The following is a 17,516-nucleotide window of genomic DNA, read 5'->3' as shown; positions in this document are numbered from 1 at the left end:
CATGCGTATCGAATGGTTGAATCAGGAAGCATTGCAGCATGGCGGGGTGACCCTGGGTGCGGCGCTGGCATCGACGCCGGTGGCTGTGGTTGGCGCGGCCGATGGCGTGTCGCGGCGCGGTTTCATGAAGGCCGGCGCGGTGGCTGGCGGCGGCTTGATGCTGGGCTTTTTCCTGCCCGGTGCCGGCAAGCTGGCGCAGGCGGCCGATGCCGCTCCGGCCAAGCCCGTGTATGCGCCGAACGCGTTTTTGCACATCGCGCCCGATAACACGGTGACGGTGCAGGTGAACCGGCTGGAATTCGGCCAGGGCGTGCAAACGAGCTTGCCCATGCTGATCGCCGAGGAACTCGATGCCGACTGGAGCCTCGTGCATGGCGCCCTGGCGCCGGCCGGCGAGCAGTACAAGGATGCCGCCTACGGCATGCAGATGACGGGCGGCTCGGGCAGCATCGCCCATTCGTTTACGCAGTACCGCGAAATCGGCGCCAAGGCGCGCGCCATGCTGGTAGGCGCCGCCGCCGCGCAGTGGAAAGTCAATCCCGACCAGGTGCGCGCCGCCAAGGGCGTGCTGTATGGCCCCGGCGGACAAAAGGCGACGTATGGCGAACTTGCCGACGCGGCCATGCGCCAGCCCGTGCCCGCCACCGTGAAGCTGAAAGACCCGCGCGAATTTTCCATTATCGGCAAACCCGTGAAACGTTTGGACGCGGCCGCCAAGTCGACGGGAAAACAGCAGTTCGGCATCGACTTCAAGCCGCCCGGCGCGAAAGTGGCCATGGTGGCCCGCCCGCCCGTGTTTGGCGCCAAGGTGGCGAAATTCGACGCCAGCAAGGCGAAAGCCATCAAGGGCGTGCTCGATGTGCTGGAAGTGAAGACGGACCGCGGCGGCAGCGGCGTGGCCGTCATCGCCGATGGCTACTGGCCCGCCAAGCAGGGGCGCGATGCGCTGGCGATCGAGTGGGATACGAGCGCCGTGGAAAAGGTCAGCAGCGACAGGCAACTGGCCGCCTTCAAGGCGCTGGCGAAAACCCCGGGCACCGTTGCCAGACCTGCCGACATGGGCAAGCTGGCGTCGGCGCCGAAAAAGATCGAAGCCGTGTACGAATTCCCCTACCTGGCGCACGCGCCGATGGAGCCGCTCAACTGCGTCGTCGACCTGCAGGCCGACAAATGCACGATGTGGGTCGGTTCGCAATTCCAGACGGGCGACCAGGCGGCGATTGCCGCCACTTCCGGCCTGAAACCGGAGCAGGTGACCTTGCACACGATGATGGCCGGTGGCGGCTTTGGCCGGCGCGCCGTGCCGAGTTCCGATTACGTGGTCGAAGCCGTCAACGTCGCCAAGGCGTACCGCGCGGCGGGCAAGAGCGGCCCGCTAAAGCTGATGTGGAGCCGCGAGGATGACATCAAGGGCGGCTACTACCGGCCGTCGCATGTGCACCGCGCGCAGATCGGCCTCGACGCCAAAGGGAAAATCCTCGCCTGGGACCACACCATCGTGGGCCAGTCCATCATGGCCGGCACGCCGTTCGAAGCCTTCATGGTGAAAAATGGCGTCGACGGCACCATGGTCGAAGGCATGGGCGAGCCGTATACCCTGCCGATGAAGCTGTCCGTGCACACGGCCAAGGCGAACGTGCCCGTGCTGTGGTGGCGCTCCGTCGGTTCGACGCATACGGCCTTCGTCATGGAAACCCTGATCGACGAGGCGGCGCACGTGGCGAAGATGGACCCCGTCGCCTACCGCAAGCAGCTGATCGATGCCAAGCATACGCGCCACATCGCCGCGCTGGACCTGGCCGTGGCGAAGTCCGGCTATGGCAAGAAGAAGCTGCCGAAGGGACAAGCCTGGGGCGTGGCCATGCACGAGTCGTTCAATTCCGTCGTCGCCTACGTGGTGACGGCCTCGGTGGTGGAAGGCGCACCCAAGCTGCACCAGGTATGGGCGGGCGTGCATTGCAACCTGGCCGTCAACCCCTTGACGATCGAGGCGCAAGTGCAGGGCGCCGCGCTGATGGCGCTGGGCATGACCATCCCCGGCGCGGCCATCACGCTCAAGGATGGCGTGGTGGAGCAGCAGAACTTCGGCGACTACCCGGTGCCGCGCATGCCCGACATGCCCGTGATCGAGGTGCACCTGGTGCCATCGGGCGACGCGCCGACGGGCATGGGTGAGCCGGGTGTGCCGCCATTGGCGCCTGCCTTTGCCAATGCGCTGTTCGCCCTGACGGGCAAGCGCCTGCGCAAGCTGCCGTTCGACCTGGCGGCCGCATGACGGCAGCGGTTTTTTGAGTACGGTCGGCATCTTGCTGGCAGCCGGAAGGGGACGCAGGTTCGACCCTTCCGGCATACAGAATAAATTATTGCAGCCGCTGGCCGAAGGCCCGCATGCGGGCTTGCAGGTGGTGGCGGCGGCCGCAAAAGCCATGCTGGCGGCCTTGCCGCGCGTGCTGGCCGTGGTGCGTGCCGACGACACGCAGGTGGCGCGCGTGCTCGGCGCGATGGGCTGCGAAGTGCGCGTCTGCCATGACGCCGACACGGGCATGGCCGCCTCGCTGACCTGCGCCATCGATTATGTGCGCGGCGCGCCGGGCTGGCTGATCGCCCTGGGCGACATGCCTTTCGTGGAAGCGGCTACAATCGCCGCCTTGTCGCAAGCCATCGGCGATGGGGCGCGCATCGCCGTGCCCGTCTTCCAGGGACGGCGCGGCAATCCTGTCGCGTTCAGCGCCTTCCACTTGCCGCTGCTGCTGGCGCTCGATGGCGACCAGGGCGCGCGCAGCATCGTCAACAGCCATGTCGTATGCGAAGTGACAGTGGACGATGGCGGCATCTTGCGCGATATTGATACACCTGACGATTTGTCGCCGGTGCATGGCGCGCCCGGGCGATTGTAGAACATCCATGCCAGACACGAGGAAAACATGAAGAAAGCACCGATTAAAAAAATCACCGCAAAAGCCTCCGGCAATGCCATAAGCAAAGCCGCAGCGAAAACCAAGGCGAAAGCCGCACCGGCCGCGGGCATCATCTACAGCATCGCCGCAGCGGACCTGGCAGGCCACATGTTCAAGGTGACGTTGACGGTCAAGTCGCCGGCCGCCATCGGCCAGGTATTGTCCTTGCCGGCCTGGATCCCGGGCAGCTACATGATCCGCGAATTTTCGCGCAACATCGTCAGCATCCGCGCCGAATCCGAAGGCAAGGCTGTGGCGCTGACCAAGCTGGACAAGCATTCGTGGCAAGCCGCGCCGTGCAAGGGCCCTTTGATGGTCGAATACGACGTGTATGCATGGGATTTGTCCGTGCGCGCCGCCCACCTGGACCAGAATCACGGCTTCTTCAACGGCACCAGCGTGCTCCTGCGCGTGCTGGGCCAGGAATCCGACGCCCATGAAGTGCACATCGTGCAGCCGAAGGATGCGACCTGCAAGACCTGGCGAGTGGCCACCACCCTGCCGGAACTCAAGGCGAAGCGCTACAGCTTCGGCAGCTACCAGGCGGCCAACTACGATGAGCTGATCGACCACCCGGTGGAGATGGGTGACTTCGCGCTGGCCACCTTCACCGCGCATGGTGTGCCGCACGATATCGTCGTCACGGGCAAGGTGCCGAACCTGGACCTGGACCGTCTGTGCCGCGACCTGAAAGCCATCTGCGAAACGCAGATCGCCTTCTTCGAGCCGAAGACAAAGAAAGCGCCGATGGACCGCTATGTGTTCATGACCATGGCCGTCGGCGACGGTTACGGCGGCCTCGAACATCGCGCCTCGACGGCGCTGATCTGCGCGCGCGCCGACCTGCCGACGACGGCGTCCACCAGCACCGAGATCGGCGACGGCTACCTGAAATTCCTGGGCTTGTGCAGCCACGAGTACTTCCACACCTGGAACGTCAAGCGCATCAAGCCGGCCGCCTTTGCGCCGTACAACCTGCAGGCGGAAAGCTATTCGCCGCTGCTGTGGCTGTTCGAGGGCTTCACCAGCTATTACGACGACCTGATGCTGGTGCACGCGGGCCTGATCGACGAGGCGGCCTATTTCAAGCTGCTCGGAAAAACCGTCAACAGCGTCTTGCGCGGCAGCGGCCGCACCAAGCAAAGCGTGGCCGACTCCAGCTTCGACGCCTGGGGCAAGTACTACCGCCAGGATGAAAACGCGCCGAACGCCATCGTCAGCTACTACACCAAGGGTTCGCTGATCGCGCTGGCCTTCGACCTGACGATCCGCACGAAGACGAATGGCGAGAAATCGCTGGACGACGTGATGCAGGCGCTGTGGCAGCGCTATGGCCGCGATTTCTACAAGGGCAAAGCGCGCGGCGTGACGCCGGCCGAAGTCGAAGCCCTGTTCGATGAAGTTTCCGGCACGCGCATGAAACCGTTCTTCGAGCGCTACATCCGCGGCACGGACGACGTGCCGCTGGCGCGCCTGCTGGCGCCGTTCGGCGTGAAATACAGCGACGCGCGCAAGGCCGAAAAAGCCAGCCTGGACGTCAACCTGGGCCGCGACGGCAACGACGCCAAACTGGCGCAGGTGCACCAGGGCGGCGCCGCCCACGTGGCCGGCTTGTCGGCGGGCGACGTGCTGGTGGCCGTCGATGGCTTGCGCGTGACGGGCAGCAATCTGGACACCTTGCTGGGCCGTTACGCCGTCGGCGCCAAGGTGGCGGTCCACGCCTTCCGCCGCGACGAGCTGATGACATTCGCCGCCGTGCTGCAGGGCGACCGCGTGCCCGGCGTCAGCTTGAGCCTGCTGCCGGCGCCAAAGAAAGCCACGGGGCCGAAGCGTCCTAGCGCTGTATAAGCTGTTCGTCATGCGGTAAGACAAAACCGGCCGTCACTGGCCGGTTTTGTATTTCAGGCCGCCATTTCAATGGCAACTGATCCGCCGGCACTCGCGGCTTGCCATCATATTTACTGCAAATGAACTAATTTTTCTTTAACTAAACTAAAATTGCCGAACTGATTCTTTTAGGCCGCGCCCAACGTGGAAACCCTCGATCCCCGAACCATCATGCTGATGACGACCCTGATGTGCGGGGCCATGAGCATCGTCATGTTCTCGGTGTATCGCAGTTTCCGGCGCGAGGTGCATGGACTGGGGCATTGGGCGGCCGGTTTGCTGTTGCTGGTGTGCGCGTCCCTGCTGTTCGGCACCCGCGAAGTGCTGCCGCCGGCATTGTCCATGCTCGCGGCCAATGCGGCGCTGGTGGCCGGCATCGGCCTGTCGATGCTGGGCACGGAGAAATTCTTCGGCCTGGCGCCCAGCCGCCGCGCCTATCTGCTGATACTCGGCCTGGCCATCGCCGGCAATAGCTGGTGGCTGCTGGCGCGCCCCGATTTCTCGGCGCGCGTGGCGGTCTTTTCCCTGCTGGTCTTCCTGTTTTATGCGCGCCAGGTGCAACTGGTGTGGCGCCATGGCGAACGCCATTTCTCGAGTTTTTTCTTTGGCGCGCTGATGCTGATGCAAGCTGTCGTGGTGCTGGTGCGCGGCGTATCGGCCCTGCTGCATGGCGGCGCCAGCGTGAATTTGACGGTGGCCGGCACGCCGGCCGGTATCTATCTGGCGGTCGCCAATTTCATGGCGCTGTTGCTGACGGTGGGCTTCATGACGGTGGCGACGCGGCGCCTGCAGCAGATACTGGAGCGCCGTTCGACCCACGATCCGCTGACGCAAGTGCTGAACCGGCGCGGCTTTGGCGACGCCTATGCGCGAGAACTAGGCAATCTGCGGCGCCGCCGTTTGCCGCTGACACTGCTCAGCATCGACCTCGATTACTTCAAATTGATCAATGACCGCTACGGTCATGCGGTGGGCGACCAGGTGCTGGCGCACGTGGCCACCGTTATCAAAGGCGCCTTGCGCGAATCGGATTGCGTGGCGCGTTTCGGCGGCGAGGAGTTCGTCGTGCTGATGCCGGACATGCCAGCGCATAACGCGCTGGGCGTGGCCGAACGCATCCGCGCCTTGCTGCACGAGCCCAGTCGGCTGCCACCGTGTACGGTCAGCATCGGCCTCGCTTGCCAGGCATCGGTGGTGGAAGGGCTGGAACAGCTGCTGTCGCGCGCCGATGCGGCCCTGTACCTGGCCAAGGAACGGGGACGCGACCGCATCGAATTCGATGCTTGCGTGTTTACTGAGGACCGGACAATGTCCGCAGCTGGAAGCGGTACTGGTCGTTGAACAGGAAGGTTTCGGAAAAATCGAAGGTCCGGGCGTGGCGGCGCATCAGGTGTGCCGCTGGCGGAAAGAACACTGGCACGCGTCGCACGGCGGCCAGCGCCGCGGCCGAGGCTTCGCTGTCGCGCGAACGGTGCACGTGCACGCTTTTCAGTTCGCCGTCGGGTCCCACGCTCAGGTCGAGCACGACGATGGCCGGCAACATGGGCGGCAGGCGCCCGCTGAATATGTATTCTGCGTTGGCCGCCATGATCTGCTGCGCCACCAGCGACTTATAGGCGTCGATGCTGGCGGCCAGCTGTATCGCGGCCGGCGTGCGAGGGGGCGCGGACGTGGGTGTGTTCAGCGCTGGCGGGGGCGTACTTTGACAGGCTGCCAGCAGGCTGGCGGCGGCAAGGACGGTGATCGCGTGTCTCATGGCTGCCAGCCTACCATGGTTTAACTGAACAGGCGTTCCAGCTCCACGCCGGGGTCTGGCGCGCGCATGAACGCTTCGCCTACGAGGAAGCTGTGGATGTGCGCGTCGCGCATGCGTTGCACGTCGGTCGTGGTATGGATGCCCGATTCCGTGATGATCAACTTGTCTTGCGGAATGCGCGGCAGCAGGCCGAGTGTCGTTTCCAGCGACGTTTCGAACGTGCGCAAGTTGCGGTTGTTGATGCCGATCAGCGCGCTCTTGAGCTTGAGCGCCGCCGTCAGTTCTTCGCCGTCATGGCTTTCGATCAGCACGCCCATGCCCAGTTCGTGGGCGCACGCTTCCATCTCGGCCATCAGGCCATGGTCGAGCGCCGCGACGATCAGCAGGATGCAGTCGGCGCCCATGGCGCGCGCTTCATAGATCTGGTACATGTCGACCATGAAATCCTTGCGCAGCACGGGGATGGCGCAGGCGGCGCGCGCCTGCTGCAAATACGCCACGCTGCCCTGGAAGAACTGCTCGTCCGTCAGCACGGACAGGCAGGCCGCGCCATGCGCCGCGTAGCTGGCGGCGATATCAGACGGGCGGAAGTCGGCGCGGATGACGCCTTTCGACGGCGACGCCTTTTTGACTTCGGCGATGATGCCGGGCTTGCCGGCGGCGATGTGCTGGCGCAGGCTCGCTTCAAAGCCGCGCAGGCCGGTGCGCAGGTCGCTGTCGCTTTCCACGTCGCCGCGCAGGCTGGCCAGGCTGCGGCGTGCTTTGGCCTTGGCCACTTCATCGGCTTTTACAGCCAGGATTTTATCGAGTATGTCGGACATGATGGTCGCTATTCTATAAAGGAGGGCGGAGGACTTACGCTTGCGCCGGGGTGCCCAGCTGCTGCGTCACCTGCACGAATTGGTCGAGTTTCGCCAGCGCGGCGCCCGAGCTGACGGCGGTGCGCGCGCGCGCCAGGCCGTCTTCGATCGAGCTGGCCACGCCGGCCGCGTACAGGGCCGTGCCTGCGTTCAGGGCAACGATGTCGGCGGCGGCTCCAGGCTCGCCGCGCAGCGCTTCCATCATCTTGGCTTTCGATTCGACGGAATCGGCCACCTTCAGGTTGCGGCTGGCGATCATCGACATGCCGAAGTCTTCCGGATGGATTTCATATTCGCGGATTTCGCCGTTGACCAGTTCGCCGACCATGGTGGCCGCGCCGAGCGACACTTCATCCATATTGTCGCGGCCATACACGACGATCGCATGCTGCGCGCCCAGGCGTTGCAGCACGCGCACCTGGATGCCGACCAGGTCGGCGTGGAACACGCCCATCAGAATGTTCGGCGCGCCGGCGGGATTCGTCAGCGGCCCCAGGATATTGAAAATCGTGCGCACGCCCAGTTCGCGGCGCACGGGCGCTGCATGCTTCATGGCCGCATGGTGGTTCGGTGCGTACATGAAGCCGATGCCCGTTTGCGCGATCGACTGGGCGATCTGCTCGGGCTGCAGGTTGATGTTGACTCCCAAAGAGTCCAGCACGTCGGCGCTGCCGGACGAGGACGAGACGCTGCGCCCGCCATGCTTGGCCACGCGCGCGCCGGCGGCCGCCGCCACGAACATCGAGGCGGTGGAAATGTTAAACGTGTGCGCGCCGTCGCCGCCCGTGCCGACGATGTCGAGCAGGTTGGTGGTGTCGGCCATGGGCACCTTGGTGGAAAACTCGCGCATCACTTGCGCGGCGGCGGCGATTTCGCCGATGGTTTCCTTTTTCACGCGCAAGCCCATGGTGAGGGCTGCGATCATGGTTGGGGACATTTCGCCGGACATGATCTGGCGGAACAGGTACAGCATTTCGTCGTGAAAGATCTCGCGGTGTTCGATGCAGCGCAGCAGGGCTTCTTGTGGGGTGATCGGCATGATGCTTCCTTCTTCAATGATGGCGCAGGAGGACACTGATGGCACGCCGGGGCGTGCGCATGGGATCAGCGCTCGAGAAAATTCTTCAGCAGGGCGTGGCCGTGTTCCGAGAGGATCGATTCGGGGTGGAACTGCACCCCCTCGATATCGTATTCCCGGTGGCGCACGCCCATGATTTCGCCGTCGTCCGTCCACGCTGTCACTTCCAGGCAGGAAGGCAGCGAGGCGCGTTCGATCGCCAAAGAGTGGTAGCGGATCACTGTGAAGGGGCTGGGCAAGCCTTTGAAAACGCCCACGCCCGTATGTGCGATGAGGGAAGTCTTGCCATGCATGACTTGCTTGGCGCGGATGACTTTACCGCCAAACGCTTCGCCGATGGCCTGGTGGCCCAGGCACACGCCCAATATCGGCTTCTTGCCGGCGAAGTGCTTGAGCACTGCCACCGAAATGCCCGCCTGCGCCGGCGCTTTCGGGCCGGGCGAGATGCAGATGCGGTCCGGGTTCAGCGCCTCGATCTGTTCGATCGTGATTTCATCGTTGCGGTAGACCCGCACGTCTTCGCCCAGTTCACCGAAATACTGCACGATGTTGTAGGTGAAGGAGTCGTAGTTGTCGATCATCAGCAGCATCTTAAAACTCCCCATCCAGGCCATCTTGCACTTGTTCGGCGGCGCGCAGCACTGCCCGCGCCTTGTTTTCGGTTTCCTGCCATTCCATTTCGAGGACCGAGTCGGCCACGATGCCGGCCGCGGCCTGCACGTACAGCATGCCGTCCTTGATCACGCCCGTGCGAATCGCAATCGCCACGTCCATTTCGCCGCCAAACGACAGGTAGCCGCAGGCGCCGCCATAGATGCCGCGCTTGGTGATTTCCAATTCATCGATCACTTCCATGGCGCGCACTTTCGGCGCGCCCGTCAGGGTGCCGGCCGGGAACGTCGCGCGCAGCACGTCCAGGTTCGACAAGCCTTTCTTCAAGGTGCCTTCCACGTTCGAGACGATGTGCTGCACGTGCGAGTATTTTTCGATGACCATGCGGTCGGTGACGTGGACGCTGCCTGTTTCGGCGATACGGCCGATGTCGTTGCGCGCCAGGTCGATCAGCATCACGTGCTCGGCGATCTCTTTCGGATCGGCCAGCAGCTCGGCGGACAGCTCGGCGTCGCGTTCCGGCGTGGCGCCGCGCGGGCGCGTGCCGGCGATGGGGCGCAGGGTGACCTTCTTGCCGCCGTCGGCCGTGTTCTCGTTGCGCACCAAAATCTCGGGCGAGGCGCCGATGATCTGCATGTCGCCGAAATTATAGAAGTACATATACGGCGACGGGTTCAGCGAACGCAGGGCGCGGTACAGGGTCAGCGGCGAATCGACATACGGTTTGCGGATGCGCTGGCCGATCTGCACCTGCATCAAGTCGCCGGCCATCACGTATTCGTGCGCCTTGGCGACGGCCTTCAGGTAGTCTTCCTTGGCAAAATCGCGGATGGTTTCCGTGCGCACGGAAGCGCTGGTGACGGGCGCATCGACGCCGCGGCGCAGCATCATGCGCAAGTCTTTCAGGCGCTGGCGCGCTTTGCTGAACGACTCGGGCTGCGCCGTGTCGGCGTAGACGATCAGGTAGAGTTTGCCGGACAGGTTGTCGATGACGGCCAGTTCCTCCGTCACCATCAGCTGGATGTCGGGCAGGTTCAGGTCATCCTTCGGCGCGCCGCCGGCCAGTTTTTTCTCGATGTGGCGCACAGTGTCGTAGCCGAAGTAGCCGGCCAGGCCGCCGCAGAAGCGCGGCATGCCGGGACGCAGGGCCACCTTGAAGCGCGACTGGTACTGTTCGATGAAGTCGAGCGGATTGCCTTCGTGCTCTTCGATCACGACGCCGTTCTTGACGATTTCCGTGTGGCTGCCGTAGCTGCGCAACACGGTCGTGGCGGGCAAGCCGATGAAGGAATAGCGGCCGAAGCGTTCGCCGCCGACGACGGATTCGAGCAAGAAGGTATTCTTGCCGCCTTGCTGGGTCTGCGCCAGTTTCAGGTACAGCGTGAGCGGGGTTTCCAGGTCGGCAAAGGCTTCCGCGATCAGGGGGATGCGGTTGTAGCCTTGCTGGCCCAGCGATTTGAATTCGAGTTCGGTCATGTGTCTCTCCATGCCGCCAGGGTACGCATGTGCACGATGCACTAGCCCTGCGGTGGGTTATCAAAAAACCTGCCGCTGCATACGGTACGCAAATGCGCGCGTGCAGCCGACAGCAATCTTACACGGCTCGGCCCTTAGGCCTGCCAGGATTGCCAGCGTCGCCAAAGCCAGGCCTCAATCGAGCCGGTTTGGGTGACATTGTGTTTTTTGATGAGAAACGTGTTCACGATATGGTGTTGGGTTTGGTCAGTATGCTGGTCTGTTGTGCATGCTAATAAAATCTGCCGCTTCGAGCAGCGTATTTACTATACCATCGGAATCGGTATCGTGTATAGAGTGTCCGTGGTTGTAGCCATACGGTACCGTCAATACGGGGCAAGCCGCAGCCCGGGCCGCTTGCGCGTCGTTCGATGAGTCGCCGATGGCCACCACTTTGGCGGGCGCCAGGTCGAAGTCCGCGCACACTTGCAGCAGCGGCATCGGGTCCGGTTTTTTCCTGGGCAGCGAATCGCCGCCGTAGACGATCTCGAAATACCCATCGAGTTTCTTCTGCTTCAGCAGCGGCAGGGCGAAGGCGATCGGCTTGTTGGTGACGCAGGCGAGGCGCAAGCCCGCTGCCTTCATTGCCGCCAGCCCCGCTTCCACGTCCGGATACAGGGTGCTGAACTGGCCATTGATGGCCAGGTAGTGGCGCTGGTAGCCGTCCATCGCCTGCTCGAAACGCTGTTCCACGCCGGCCGCATCGAAGTCGAGCGCCAGCACGGTGCGGATCAGGTTTTCCGAGCCCTTGCCGACCATCAGCTTGATGGCGTCGGCGCTGATGGGCGCCAGGTCCAGCTCGGCGCGCATGCCGTTGATGGCGACATGGAAATCGGGCACGGTGTCGAGCATCGTGCCATCGAGGTCGATGATGGCGGCGCGCACGCCGGCCAGTACGTGGTCTTTCACCGTGCCCGCTTGCATCAGGCGCCCTTGACGGCTGCCAGTTCGGCGCGCATGGCGTCGATGACGGCCTTGTAGTCGGGCTTGCCGAAGATGGCCGAACCGGCGACAAAGGTGTCGGCGCCGGCGGCAGCGGCAGCGGCGATGTTGTCGATCTTGATGCCGCCGTCGACTTCCAGCATGATGTCACGGCCCGATTCGTCGATCATGCGGCGCGCTTCGGCGATTTTCTTCAGCGCGTGCGGAATGAAGGACTGGCCGCCGAAGCCTGGATTGACGGACATGATCAGGATAATGTCGATCTTGTCCATCACGTGTTCCAGGTAGTGCAGCGGCGTGCCCGGGTTGAATACCAGGCCCGATTTGCAGCCATTGTCGCGGATCAGCTGCAAGGAACGGTCGACGTGATCCGACGCTTCCGGATGAAAGGTGATGATGTTCGCGCCAGCCTTGGCGAAATCCGGGATAATGCGATCGACAGGCTTGACCATCAGGTGCACGTCGATGGGCACTTGCACGTGCGGGCGGATCGCTTCGCACACCAGCGGGCCGATGGTCAGGTTCGGCACATAATGGTTATCCATCACGTCGAAGTGGATGATGTCGGCGCCGGCGGTAACGACGTTGCGCACTTCCTCGCCCAGGCGGGCAAAGTCGGCGGACAGGATGCTGGGAGCGATACGGAATGTAGTCATGGTGGAGTAGCCAAAGGATAGAAAATGCGAAGATGCGCTATTTTACGCTTGACGCCGCTACCATGCCTTATTGAAGCACGATGAAACACAGAATACGCATCGCGCGATGGTCTATGCGTCGCGCGCGACACACAATACGACTGGCAATGTCTGAATAGGAATGATGATGGCGACTTATGAATTTACGGTAACGGTCAAGACGCAATACCTGCCCGAGCAATCGGCACCGGACCAGGGGCGGCACGTGTTCAGCTACACGATCCGCGTCGTCAACACGGGCACGGCTGGCGCGCAGCTGATTTCGCGCCACTGGGTCATCACGGATGCGAACAACAAGGTGGAAGAGGTGCGCGGCCTGGGCGCCGTCGGCCACCAGCCGCTGCTGCAGCCGGGCGAGCAGTTCGAATACACGAGCGGCACCATGCTGGGCACGCCGCAAGGCTCGATGCACGGCGAGTATTTCTGCGTGGCCGAAGATGGCCATCAGTTCGAAGCGCCGATTCCCGAGTTCGTGCTGTCCGTGCCGCGCACCCTGCATTGATGCAACGCGGGGGCTTGCGCCCCCTTACTTCAGTTTTTCGGTGCTGTCCTGTTCTTCGCCGAGCTGCTTGCGTGCAGGCGGTGCGGGTTTTTTACCCGAATACATGGTCCACCAGACTATAAATGCCAGCAAGAAGAACGCTACCAGCGCCTCTATCATCAAGATCCACATACGCACCCCTATGTTATTTACCCGCAGCTTAGTATTTACCCGCCGTCTGTTGACACGCGGTAGTCTACCCGTTTCAATCGGCGCCGTCGCGCTTGTCCTGTCCGCCTGTACTACGCCGCCGGCAGAGCCAGTCGCCGCGACTGGGAAGGCGCCGGCGATTGCCCCGACTGTCGTCAAGCCGGTTCCGGCCAAGCCGGCCGACGCCAAGGATGTCACGGATGCGGCAGCCCCCACCTTCGTGCCCGCCAAGTTTGCCGCCTTGCCTGGCTGGGCCCGCGACGACATGCGCGCCGCCTGGCCAGCGTTCATGGCGTCATGCGGCGTGCTGGTCAAACGGCCGGACTGGAAGGAGTCGTGCACGATCGCGCGCCAGGTGAATGCCGACAGCGACAAGGCCATCCGCCTGTTTTTCGAGACTTTCTTTGTGCCCAATCAAGTCATCACGGCCGATGGCGCCAGCACCGGCCTCGTGACGGGCTATTACGAACCGCTGCTGCACGGCGCGCGCAAGCGGGGCGGTCCATACCAGACGCCGCTGTACAAGGTGCCCGACGACCTGGTCACCGTCGACCTGGCCGGCGTGTATCCGGAATTGAAGAACATGCGCTTGCGGGGCAAGCTGGTCGGCAAGAAGGTGGTGCCGTACGCGACGCGCGCCGACATCGAGCGCGCCACGTCCGTCACGGGCAAGGAATTGTTATGGGTGGATGACGAAGTCGAAGCCTTCTTCCTGCAAGTGCAGGGATCCGGGCGCGTGCAGCTGACCGATACGCAGGAAACCGTGCGCGTGGCATACGCGGATCAAAATGGCCATCCCTACAAATCGATCGGCCGCTACCTGGTCGACAAGGGCGAGCTGACCCTGAGTCAGGCGTCCGCGCAGGGCATCAAGGCGTGGATCGCCGGCCACCCCACGCGCAAGGATGAATTGTTCAACGCCAATCCCAGCTATGTGTTCTTCAAGGAAGAGCGCTTGCCTGATCCGAAAGTGGGGCCGAAGGGCGCGTTGGGCGTGCCGTTGACGCCGCAGCGTTCGGTGGCCATCGATTCGCGCTTTTTGCCGCTAGGTGCGCCCGTGTTTTTGGCCACCACGCAAGCCAATAGCGAGATTCCCATGCAGCGTCTGGTGATGGCGCAGGATACGGGCGGCGCCATTCGCGGGCCTATCCGTGTCGATTACTTCTTTGGTTTTGGCGCCGAAGCGGCCGAGAATGCGGGCCGCATGAAGCAGAGCGGCGCCGTGTGGGTGCTGCTGCCGAAGCAGGCGCCGGCGCGCTAGGGAAAGCGTCGCCGGGCAGTTCGTGGTGTAACTTAGCGCAGGACCATGACTGGTAAATGGGTATGCGCCAGCACTTTTTGCGTTTCGCTGCCCACGAACAGCTTGTTCAAGCCCTTGCGGCCATGCGAAGCCATCAGGATGATGTCGCAATGGTAGGTTTGCGCCGCATTGACGATTTCGTCGTGCGGGCTTGGCGACACGGCGACCACGCCTTCAAACGGCACGCCGGCGGCGCTTGCCGCCGCGCCGATCTTGTCGATGGCGCGCTGCGACGCTTCCTGCATCTGCTGTTCATACAGGCTGGCGTCGAGCACGATGCCGCCGTCCGCCATCGGCGAGAACGGGAACGGCTGCACCACGCTGATGGCGACCAGCTTGGCCTTGTTCAATTGGGCGAAGGCGAGGGCGGTCTCGGCGGCTTTGTCGGACAACGGCGAGCCGTCGGTGGGAAATAAGATGGTGTTAAACATAGCGTGCTCCTCAAGTGATGTAAGACAGCTTATGGATTTGCATCAATTAAAACCTTGATGTAAATCAAACCTCACAGGCTTTGGCGTGAATAGTGTCGCCAAGGCAATCTTTTGCCAGTGTATTCCCGTTCATCGCTTCAGGTGCGCACGCTACGCAGCGGTGTGCTCCACACCATGGCCACCGTCAACACAATACTGCCGGCCGCGATGCAGGTCAGGCCATTGCGTACGCCAAAATGTTCCGCCACCCAGCCGGCCGCCAGCGCGCCCAGCGGCGCCGTCGCCACCGTCAGGAAGCGCATGGTCGACGTCATGCGGCCCAGCATGGGGTCGGGCGTGACTTTCTGGCGCAAGCCCAGGTAGGGAATAAAGAACAGCATCACGCCGCAATCGAAAAAGAACATCAAGATGGCATACGCCACGGCGCTGGCCGCTGCGCTGCCGAACAGCGCGGCGGGAATCGTTGGCGTCAGGGCAAAGCAGAGCGAAGTCGATGCCAGGCCGATCAGGATGGTGCGGCCGGCGCCATAGCGCTTCGTCAACGGTTTGACGATGAAGGCGCTGAGCAAGACGCCGGCGCCACCCAGCATCTGCGTCATGCCCAGCACGCCCGGGCTCATGCCCAGGTCGCGCGTGGCGAACAGCACCGTCAAGGCCATGCTGGCGTAGAACAGGAAGTGCCAGATGCCGGCGCCCCAGGCCAGGGCGCGCAGCAGCGGTTCGCGCCAGACAAACAGCAAGCCGTCGGCGATGTCGCGCAAGGCGTGCTTGCTTGACGGTGCGGGACGCGGGTCGCGCACGCTCATGGCGCGCAAATTGCAGACGGAAATCAGATAACCGCAGGCCGTGCACAGGATGGCGACGGGCGCCGACAGCACTTGCACGAGTACGCCGGCCAGGCCGGGACCGATCAGGCGCGAAGCCGATTCGGTGGCGGCAAATTTCGACTGCGCATCGATCAAGCCATCGCGGCCCACGAGGAAAGTCAGAAACACCTGTTCGGCGCCGCCACCGACGACGAAGCCCGTGCCGATGATGAAGCCCACTATATATAACCATGGCATCGACAGCACGCCGCACCAGTAGGCCACGGCCACGCTGGCCAGGGCCAGGCCGGACATGCTTTCGCTGAACAGCATGATCGGATGCTTGCTGCGCCGGTCCAGCAGCACGCCGACAGGCAAGCCGAAGAGGGCGAACGGCAGCGCCTGCAGGGCAACCAGCGCGCCCATCTGTTCCGGCGTCGCGTGCAGCAAGAGCACCGCGCACAGGGGCAAGGCCAGCGAGGTGATCTGGGCGCCGAAGCAATTGAGGCCGTTGCTGAACCACAGGCGGCGGAAATTGACGCTGGCGGCGCTGCCGTCGCCGCGCAGGTAGTGGGCGCAATACTGGAAGAGGTAGGAGAAAATATGCCGCTCGATAAAAAAGATCGGGCTCACAATAATAGCAGCGCACCTGCCGCGCCGCTGCCGTTAGCCGCTACAATCGTTGCACCGTTCATCGAGAGGAGACACTATGCAATACGAAGACCTGATCATCGATATCCAGGACAAAGTGGCGGTCATCCGCCTGAACCGCCCCAAGGCGCTCAATGCCTTGAATGAGAACATGATGAATGAGCTGGGCGACGCCTTGCTGAAGTTCGACGCCGACGACAATATCGGATGCATCGTCCTCACGGGCAGCGAAAAAGCGTTTGCCGCCGGCGCCGACATCGCCGCCATGGCCGACTACACCTACCCGGATACCTATACCCAGGGCTACATCAGCCGCAACTGGGAGCATATCTTGCGCGTGCGCAAACCGGTGGTGGGCGCTGTGGCCGGCTATGCGCTCGGTGGCGGCTGTGAACTGGCCATGATGTGCGATTTCCTGATTGCTGCCGACAGCGCCAAGTTCGGCCAGCCGGAAATCAAGGTTGGCGTCACGCCAGGCGCGGGTGGCACGCAGCGTCTGCCGCGCGCCATCGGCAAGGCCAAGGCCATGGACCTGCTGCTGACGGCGCGCACCATCGATGCCGCCGAGGCGGAACGCATCGGCCTCGTGTCGCGCGTGGTGCCGGCCGATAAATTGCTGGAAGAAACCCTCGCCGCCGCCAAGAGCATCGCCGCCATGCCGACCTCGGTTGCCATGATGATCAAGGATTGCGTCAACCGCGCCTTTGAAACCACCTTGACCGATGGCGTCGCCTACGAGCGCCGTTTGTTCCAGGCCGCCTTCGGTACGCCGGCGCAAAAAGAAGGCATGCACGCTTTCCTGGAAAAACGCTTGCCAAACTTCGACGGTCTTTGATATGATTCGCCTCCTCGCAAAACGACGCACACAAAACATGGTGTTGCAGAGTAAAAACGGGGAGCAAAAGAAGGTTGACGAAATGCTGCAAACGCTTCATACTCTTCCTTCTTCGCAGCTGACAAACACAACGCTTTGTCGATAGCGCGAAAGCAGTACCGAATACAGTTCTTTAACAATTAACAGTCGATAAGTGTGGGCATTTGATGTCAGTGCAGCGCCAATCTTCGGATTGGCGTCTAACTTAAAATATCAAATGTTCACAAGAAATAATGAAATAGGATACTTCTTCGGAAGTAGCCTGTCAGTTTTTTGAGTGAGCGACCCGTCGCAAGACGGTGCCGGTAAAACGGCAAAGTAACAGAGATTAAACTGAAGAGTTTGATCCTGGCTCAGATTGAACGCTGGCGGCATGCCTTACACATGCAAGTCGAACGGCAGCACGGAGCTTGCTCTGGTGGCGAGTGGCGAACGGGTGAGTAATATATCGGAACGTACCC

General features: G+C 62.7%; 17 protein-coding genes and 1 rRNA gene. 8 read left to right on the top strand and 10 right to left on the bottom strand.

Annotation, left to right across the window (positions count from 1 at the left end):
• The first annotated feature begins 1 nt into the window (after nucleotide 1).
• From ASN89_RS07810 to ASN89_RS07795, 4 genes are all read left to right on the top strand, one after another.
• Nucleotides 2-2,275, top strand: coding sequence for a xanthine dehydrogenase family protein molybdopterin-binding subunit (locus ASN89_RS07810; RefSeq protein ID WP_058048884.1), 2,274 nt, complete (start codon nucleotides 2-4; stop codon nucleotides 2,273-2,275).
• Nucleotides 2,276-2,288: 13 nt separating this feature from the next.
• Nucleotides 2,289-2,897: an NTP transferase domain-containing protein gene (locus tag ASN89_RS07805; protein ID WP_058048883.1), complete on the top strand. Its 609-nt coding sequence runs from the start codon at nucleotides 2,289-2,291 to the stop codon at nucleotides 2,895-2,897.
• Between the two features lie 27 nt (nucleotides 2,898-2,924).
• The gene (locus tag ASN89_RS07800; RefSeq protein ID WP_268766385.1) at nucleotides 2,925-4,805 is read left to right on the top strand and encodes a M61 family metallopeptidase; all 1,881 of its coding nucleotides are present in this window, start codon (nucleotides 2,925-2,927) and stop codon (nucleotides 4,803-4,805) included.
• A gap of 210 nt (nucleotides 4,806-5,015) precedes the next feature.
• Entirely contained in the window at nucleotides 5,016-6,185 is a 1,170-nt protein-coding gene (locus tag ASN89_RS07795; protein WP_058048882.1) for a GGDEF domain-containing protein, read from the top strand.
• Here ASN89_RS07795 and ASN89_RS07790 read toward each other — a convergent pair.
• The 7 genes from ASN89_RS07790 to rpe all read right to left on the bottom strand — a co-directional run bounded on the left by ASN89_RS07790 (nucleotide 6,136) and on the right by rpe (nucleotide 12,263).
• Nucleotides 6,136-6,600, bottom strand: a complete 465-nt coding sequence (locus ASN89_RS07790) for an energy transducer TonB (RefSeq protein ID WP_046682231.1) — start codon at nucleotides 6,598-6,600, stop codon at nucleotides 6,136-6,138. The two genes, ASN89_RS07795 and ASN89_RS07790, sit on opposite strands and share 50 nt — an antisense overlap.
• A gap of 20 nt (nucleotides 6,601-6,620) precedes the next feature.
• Nucleotides 6,621-7,421, bottom strand: a complete 801-nt coding sequence (gene trpC / locus ASN89_RS07785; RefSeq protein ID WP_058048881.1) for an indole-3-glycerol phosphate synthase TrpC — start codon at nucleotides 7,419-7,421, stop codon at nucleotides 6,621-6,623.
• A 34-nt stretch (nucleotides 7,422-7,455) separates the two neighbouring features.
• Nucleotides 7,456-8,499 (bottom strand): anthranilate phosphoribosyltransferase, encoded by a 1,044-nt coding sequence (trpD, locus tag ASN89_RS07780; RefSeq protein ID WP_046682233.1) that lies wholly within the window; start codon nucleotides 8,497-8,499, stop codon nucleotides 7,456-7,458.
• A 65-nt stretch (nucleotides 8,500-8,564) separates the two neighbouring features.
• Entirely contained in the window at nucleotides 8,565-9,128 is a 564-nt protein-coding gene (locus ASN89_RS07775) for an aminodeoxychorismate/anthranilate synthase component II (RefSeq protein WP_046682234.1), read from the bottom strand.
• Between the two features lies 1 nt (nucleotide 9,129).
• Nucleotides 9,130-10,626 (bottom strand): anthranilate synthase component I, encoded by a 1,497-nt coding sequence (gene trpE, locus ASN89_RS07770; protein ID WP_058048880.1) that lies wholly within the window; start codon nucleotides 10,624-10,626, stop codon nucleotides 9,130-9,132.
• A 246-nt stretch (nucleotides 10,627-10,872) separates the two neighbouring features.
• Nucleotides 10,873-11,589, bottom strand: coding sequence for a phosphoglycolate phosphatase (locus ASN89_RS07765; protein WP_046682235.1), 717 nt, complete (start codon nucleotides 11,587-11,589; stop codon nucleotides 10,873-10,875).
• On the bottom strand, nucleotides 11,589-12,263 hold the full coding sequence (gene rpe, locus ASN89_RS07760; protein WP_046682236.1) for a ribulose-phosphate 3-epimerase: 675 nt from the start codon (nucleotides 12,261-12,263) through the stop codon (nucleotides 11,589-11,591). The genes ASN89_RS07765 and rpe overlap by 1 nt, the downstream gene beginning before the upstream one ends.
• Before the next feature lie 166 nt (nucleotides 12,264-12,429).
• On the opposite strand from rpe, the gene apaG reads away from it, so the two are divergent.
• Nucleotides 12,430-12,804, top strand: coding sequence for a Co2+/Mg2+ efflux protein ApaG (gene apaG / locus ASN89_RS07755; RefSeq protein ID WP_034753698.1), 375 nt, complete (start codon nucleotides 12,430-12,432; stop codon nucleotides 12,802-12,804).
• Between the two features lie 24 nt (nucleotides 12,805-12,828).
• On the opposite strand, the gene ASN89_RS29285 is transcribed toward apaG, so the two are convergent.
• On the bottom strand, nucleotides 12,829-12,975 hold the full coding sequence (locus tag ASN89_RS29285) for a hypothetical protein (RefSeq protein ID WP_165829277.1): 147 nt from the start codon (nucleotides 12,973-12,975) through the stop codon (nucleotides 12,829-12,831).
• A gap of 49 nt (nucleotides 12,976-13,024) precedes the next feature.
• Here ASN89_RS29285 and ASN89_RS07750 point away from each other — a divergent pair, with 49 nt between their 5' ends.
• On the top strand, nucleotides 13,025-14,254 hold the full coding sequence (locus ASN89_RS07750) for a murein transglycosylase A (RefSeq protein WP_321166317.1): 1,230 nt from the start codon (nucleotides 13,025-13,027) through the stop codon (nucleotides 14,252-14,254).
• A 32-nt stretch (nucleotides 14,255-14,286) separates the two neighbouring features.
• Here the strand turns inward: ASN89_RS07750 and ASN89_RS07745 are convergent, their stop codons facing one another.
• Together ASN89_RS07745 and ASN89_RS07740 are read right to left on the bottom strand one after the other, a co-directional pair.
• Nucleotides 14,287-14,724 (bottom strand): universal stress protein, encoded by a 438-nt coding sequence (locus ASN89_RS07745; protein ID WP_034785626.1) that lies wholly within the window; start codon nucleotides 14,722-14,724, stop codon nucleotides 14,287-14,289.
• A 137-nt stretch (nucleotides 14,725-14,861) separates the two neighbouring features.
• Entirely contained in the window at nucleotides 14,862-16,163 is a 1,302-nt protein-coding gene (locus ASN89_RS07740) for an MFS transporter (RefSeq protein ID WP_235501905.1), read from the bottom strand.
• A gap of 76 nt (nucleotides 16,164-16,239) precedes the next feature.
• Between ASN89_RS07740 and ASN89_RS07735 the strand changes: the two genes are divergently transcribed.
• Nucleotides 16,240-17,016, top strand: coding sequence for an enoyl-CoA hydratase (locus tag ASN89_RS07735; RefSeq protein ID WP_046682238.1), 777 nt, complete (start codon nucleotides 16,240-16,242; stop codon nucleotides 17,014-17,016).
• A gap of 369 nt (nucleotides 17,017-17,385) precedes the next feature.
• Nucleotides 17,386-17,516: ribosomal RNA gene (locus ASN89_RS07730) — 16S ribosomal RNA — on the top strand; the annotation flags it as partial.

The sequence above is a fragment of the Janthinobacterium sp. Ant5-2-1 genome (genome assembly GCF_001445815.1).
GTDB lineage: Bacteria > Pseudomonadota > Gammaproteobacteria > Burkholderiales > Burkholderiaceae_D > Janthinobacterium > Janthinobacterium lividum_E.
Note: the sequence above shows the minus strand (reverse complement) of the source record. Positions and strands in the feature narration are given on the sequence as shown.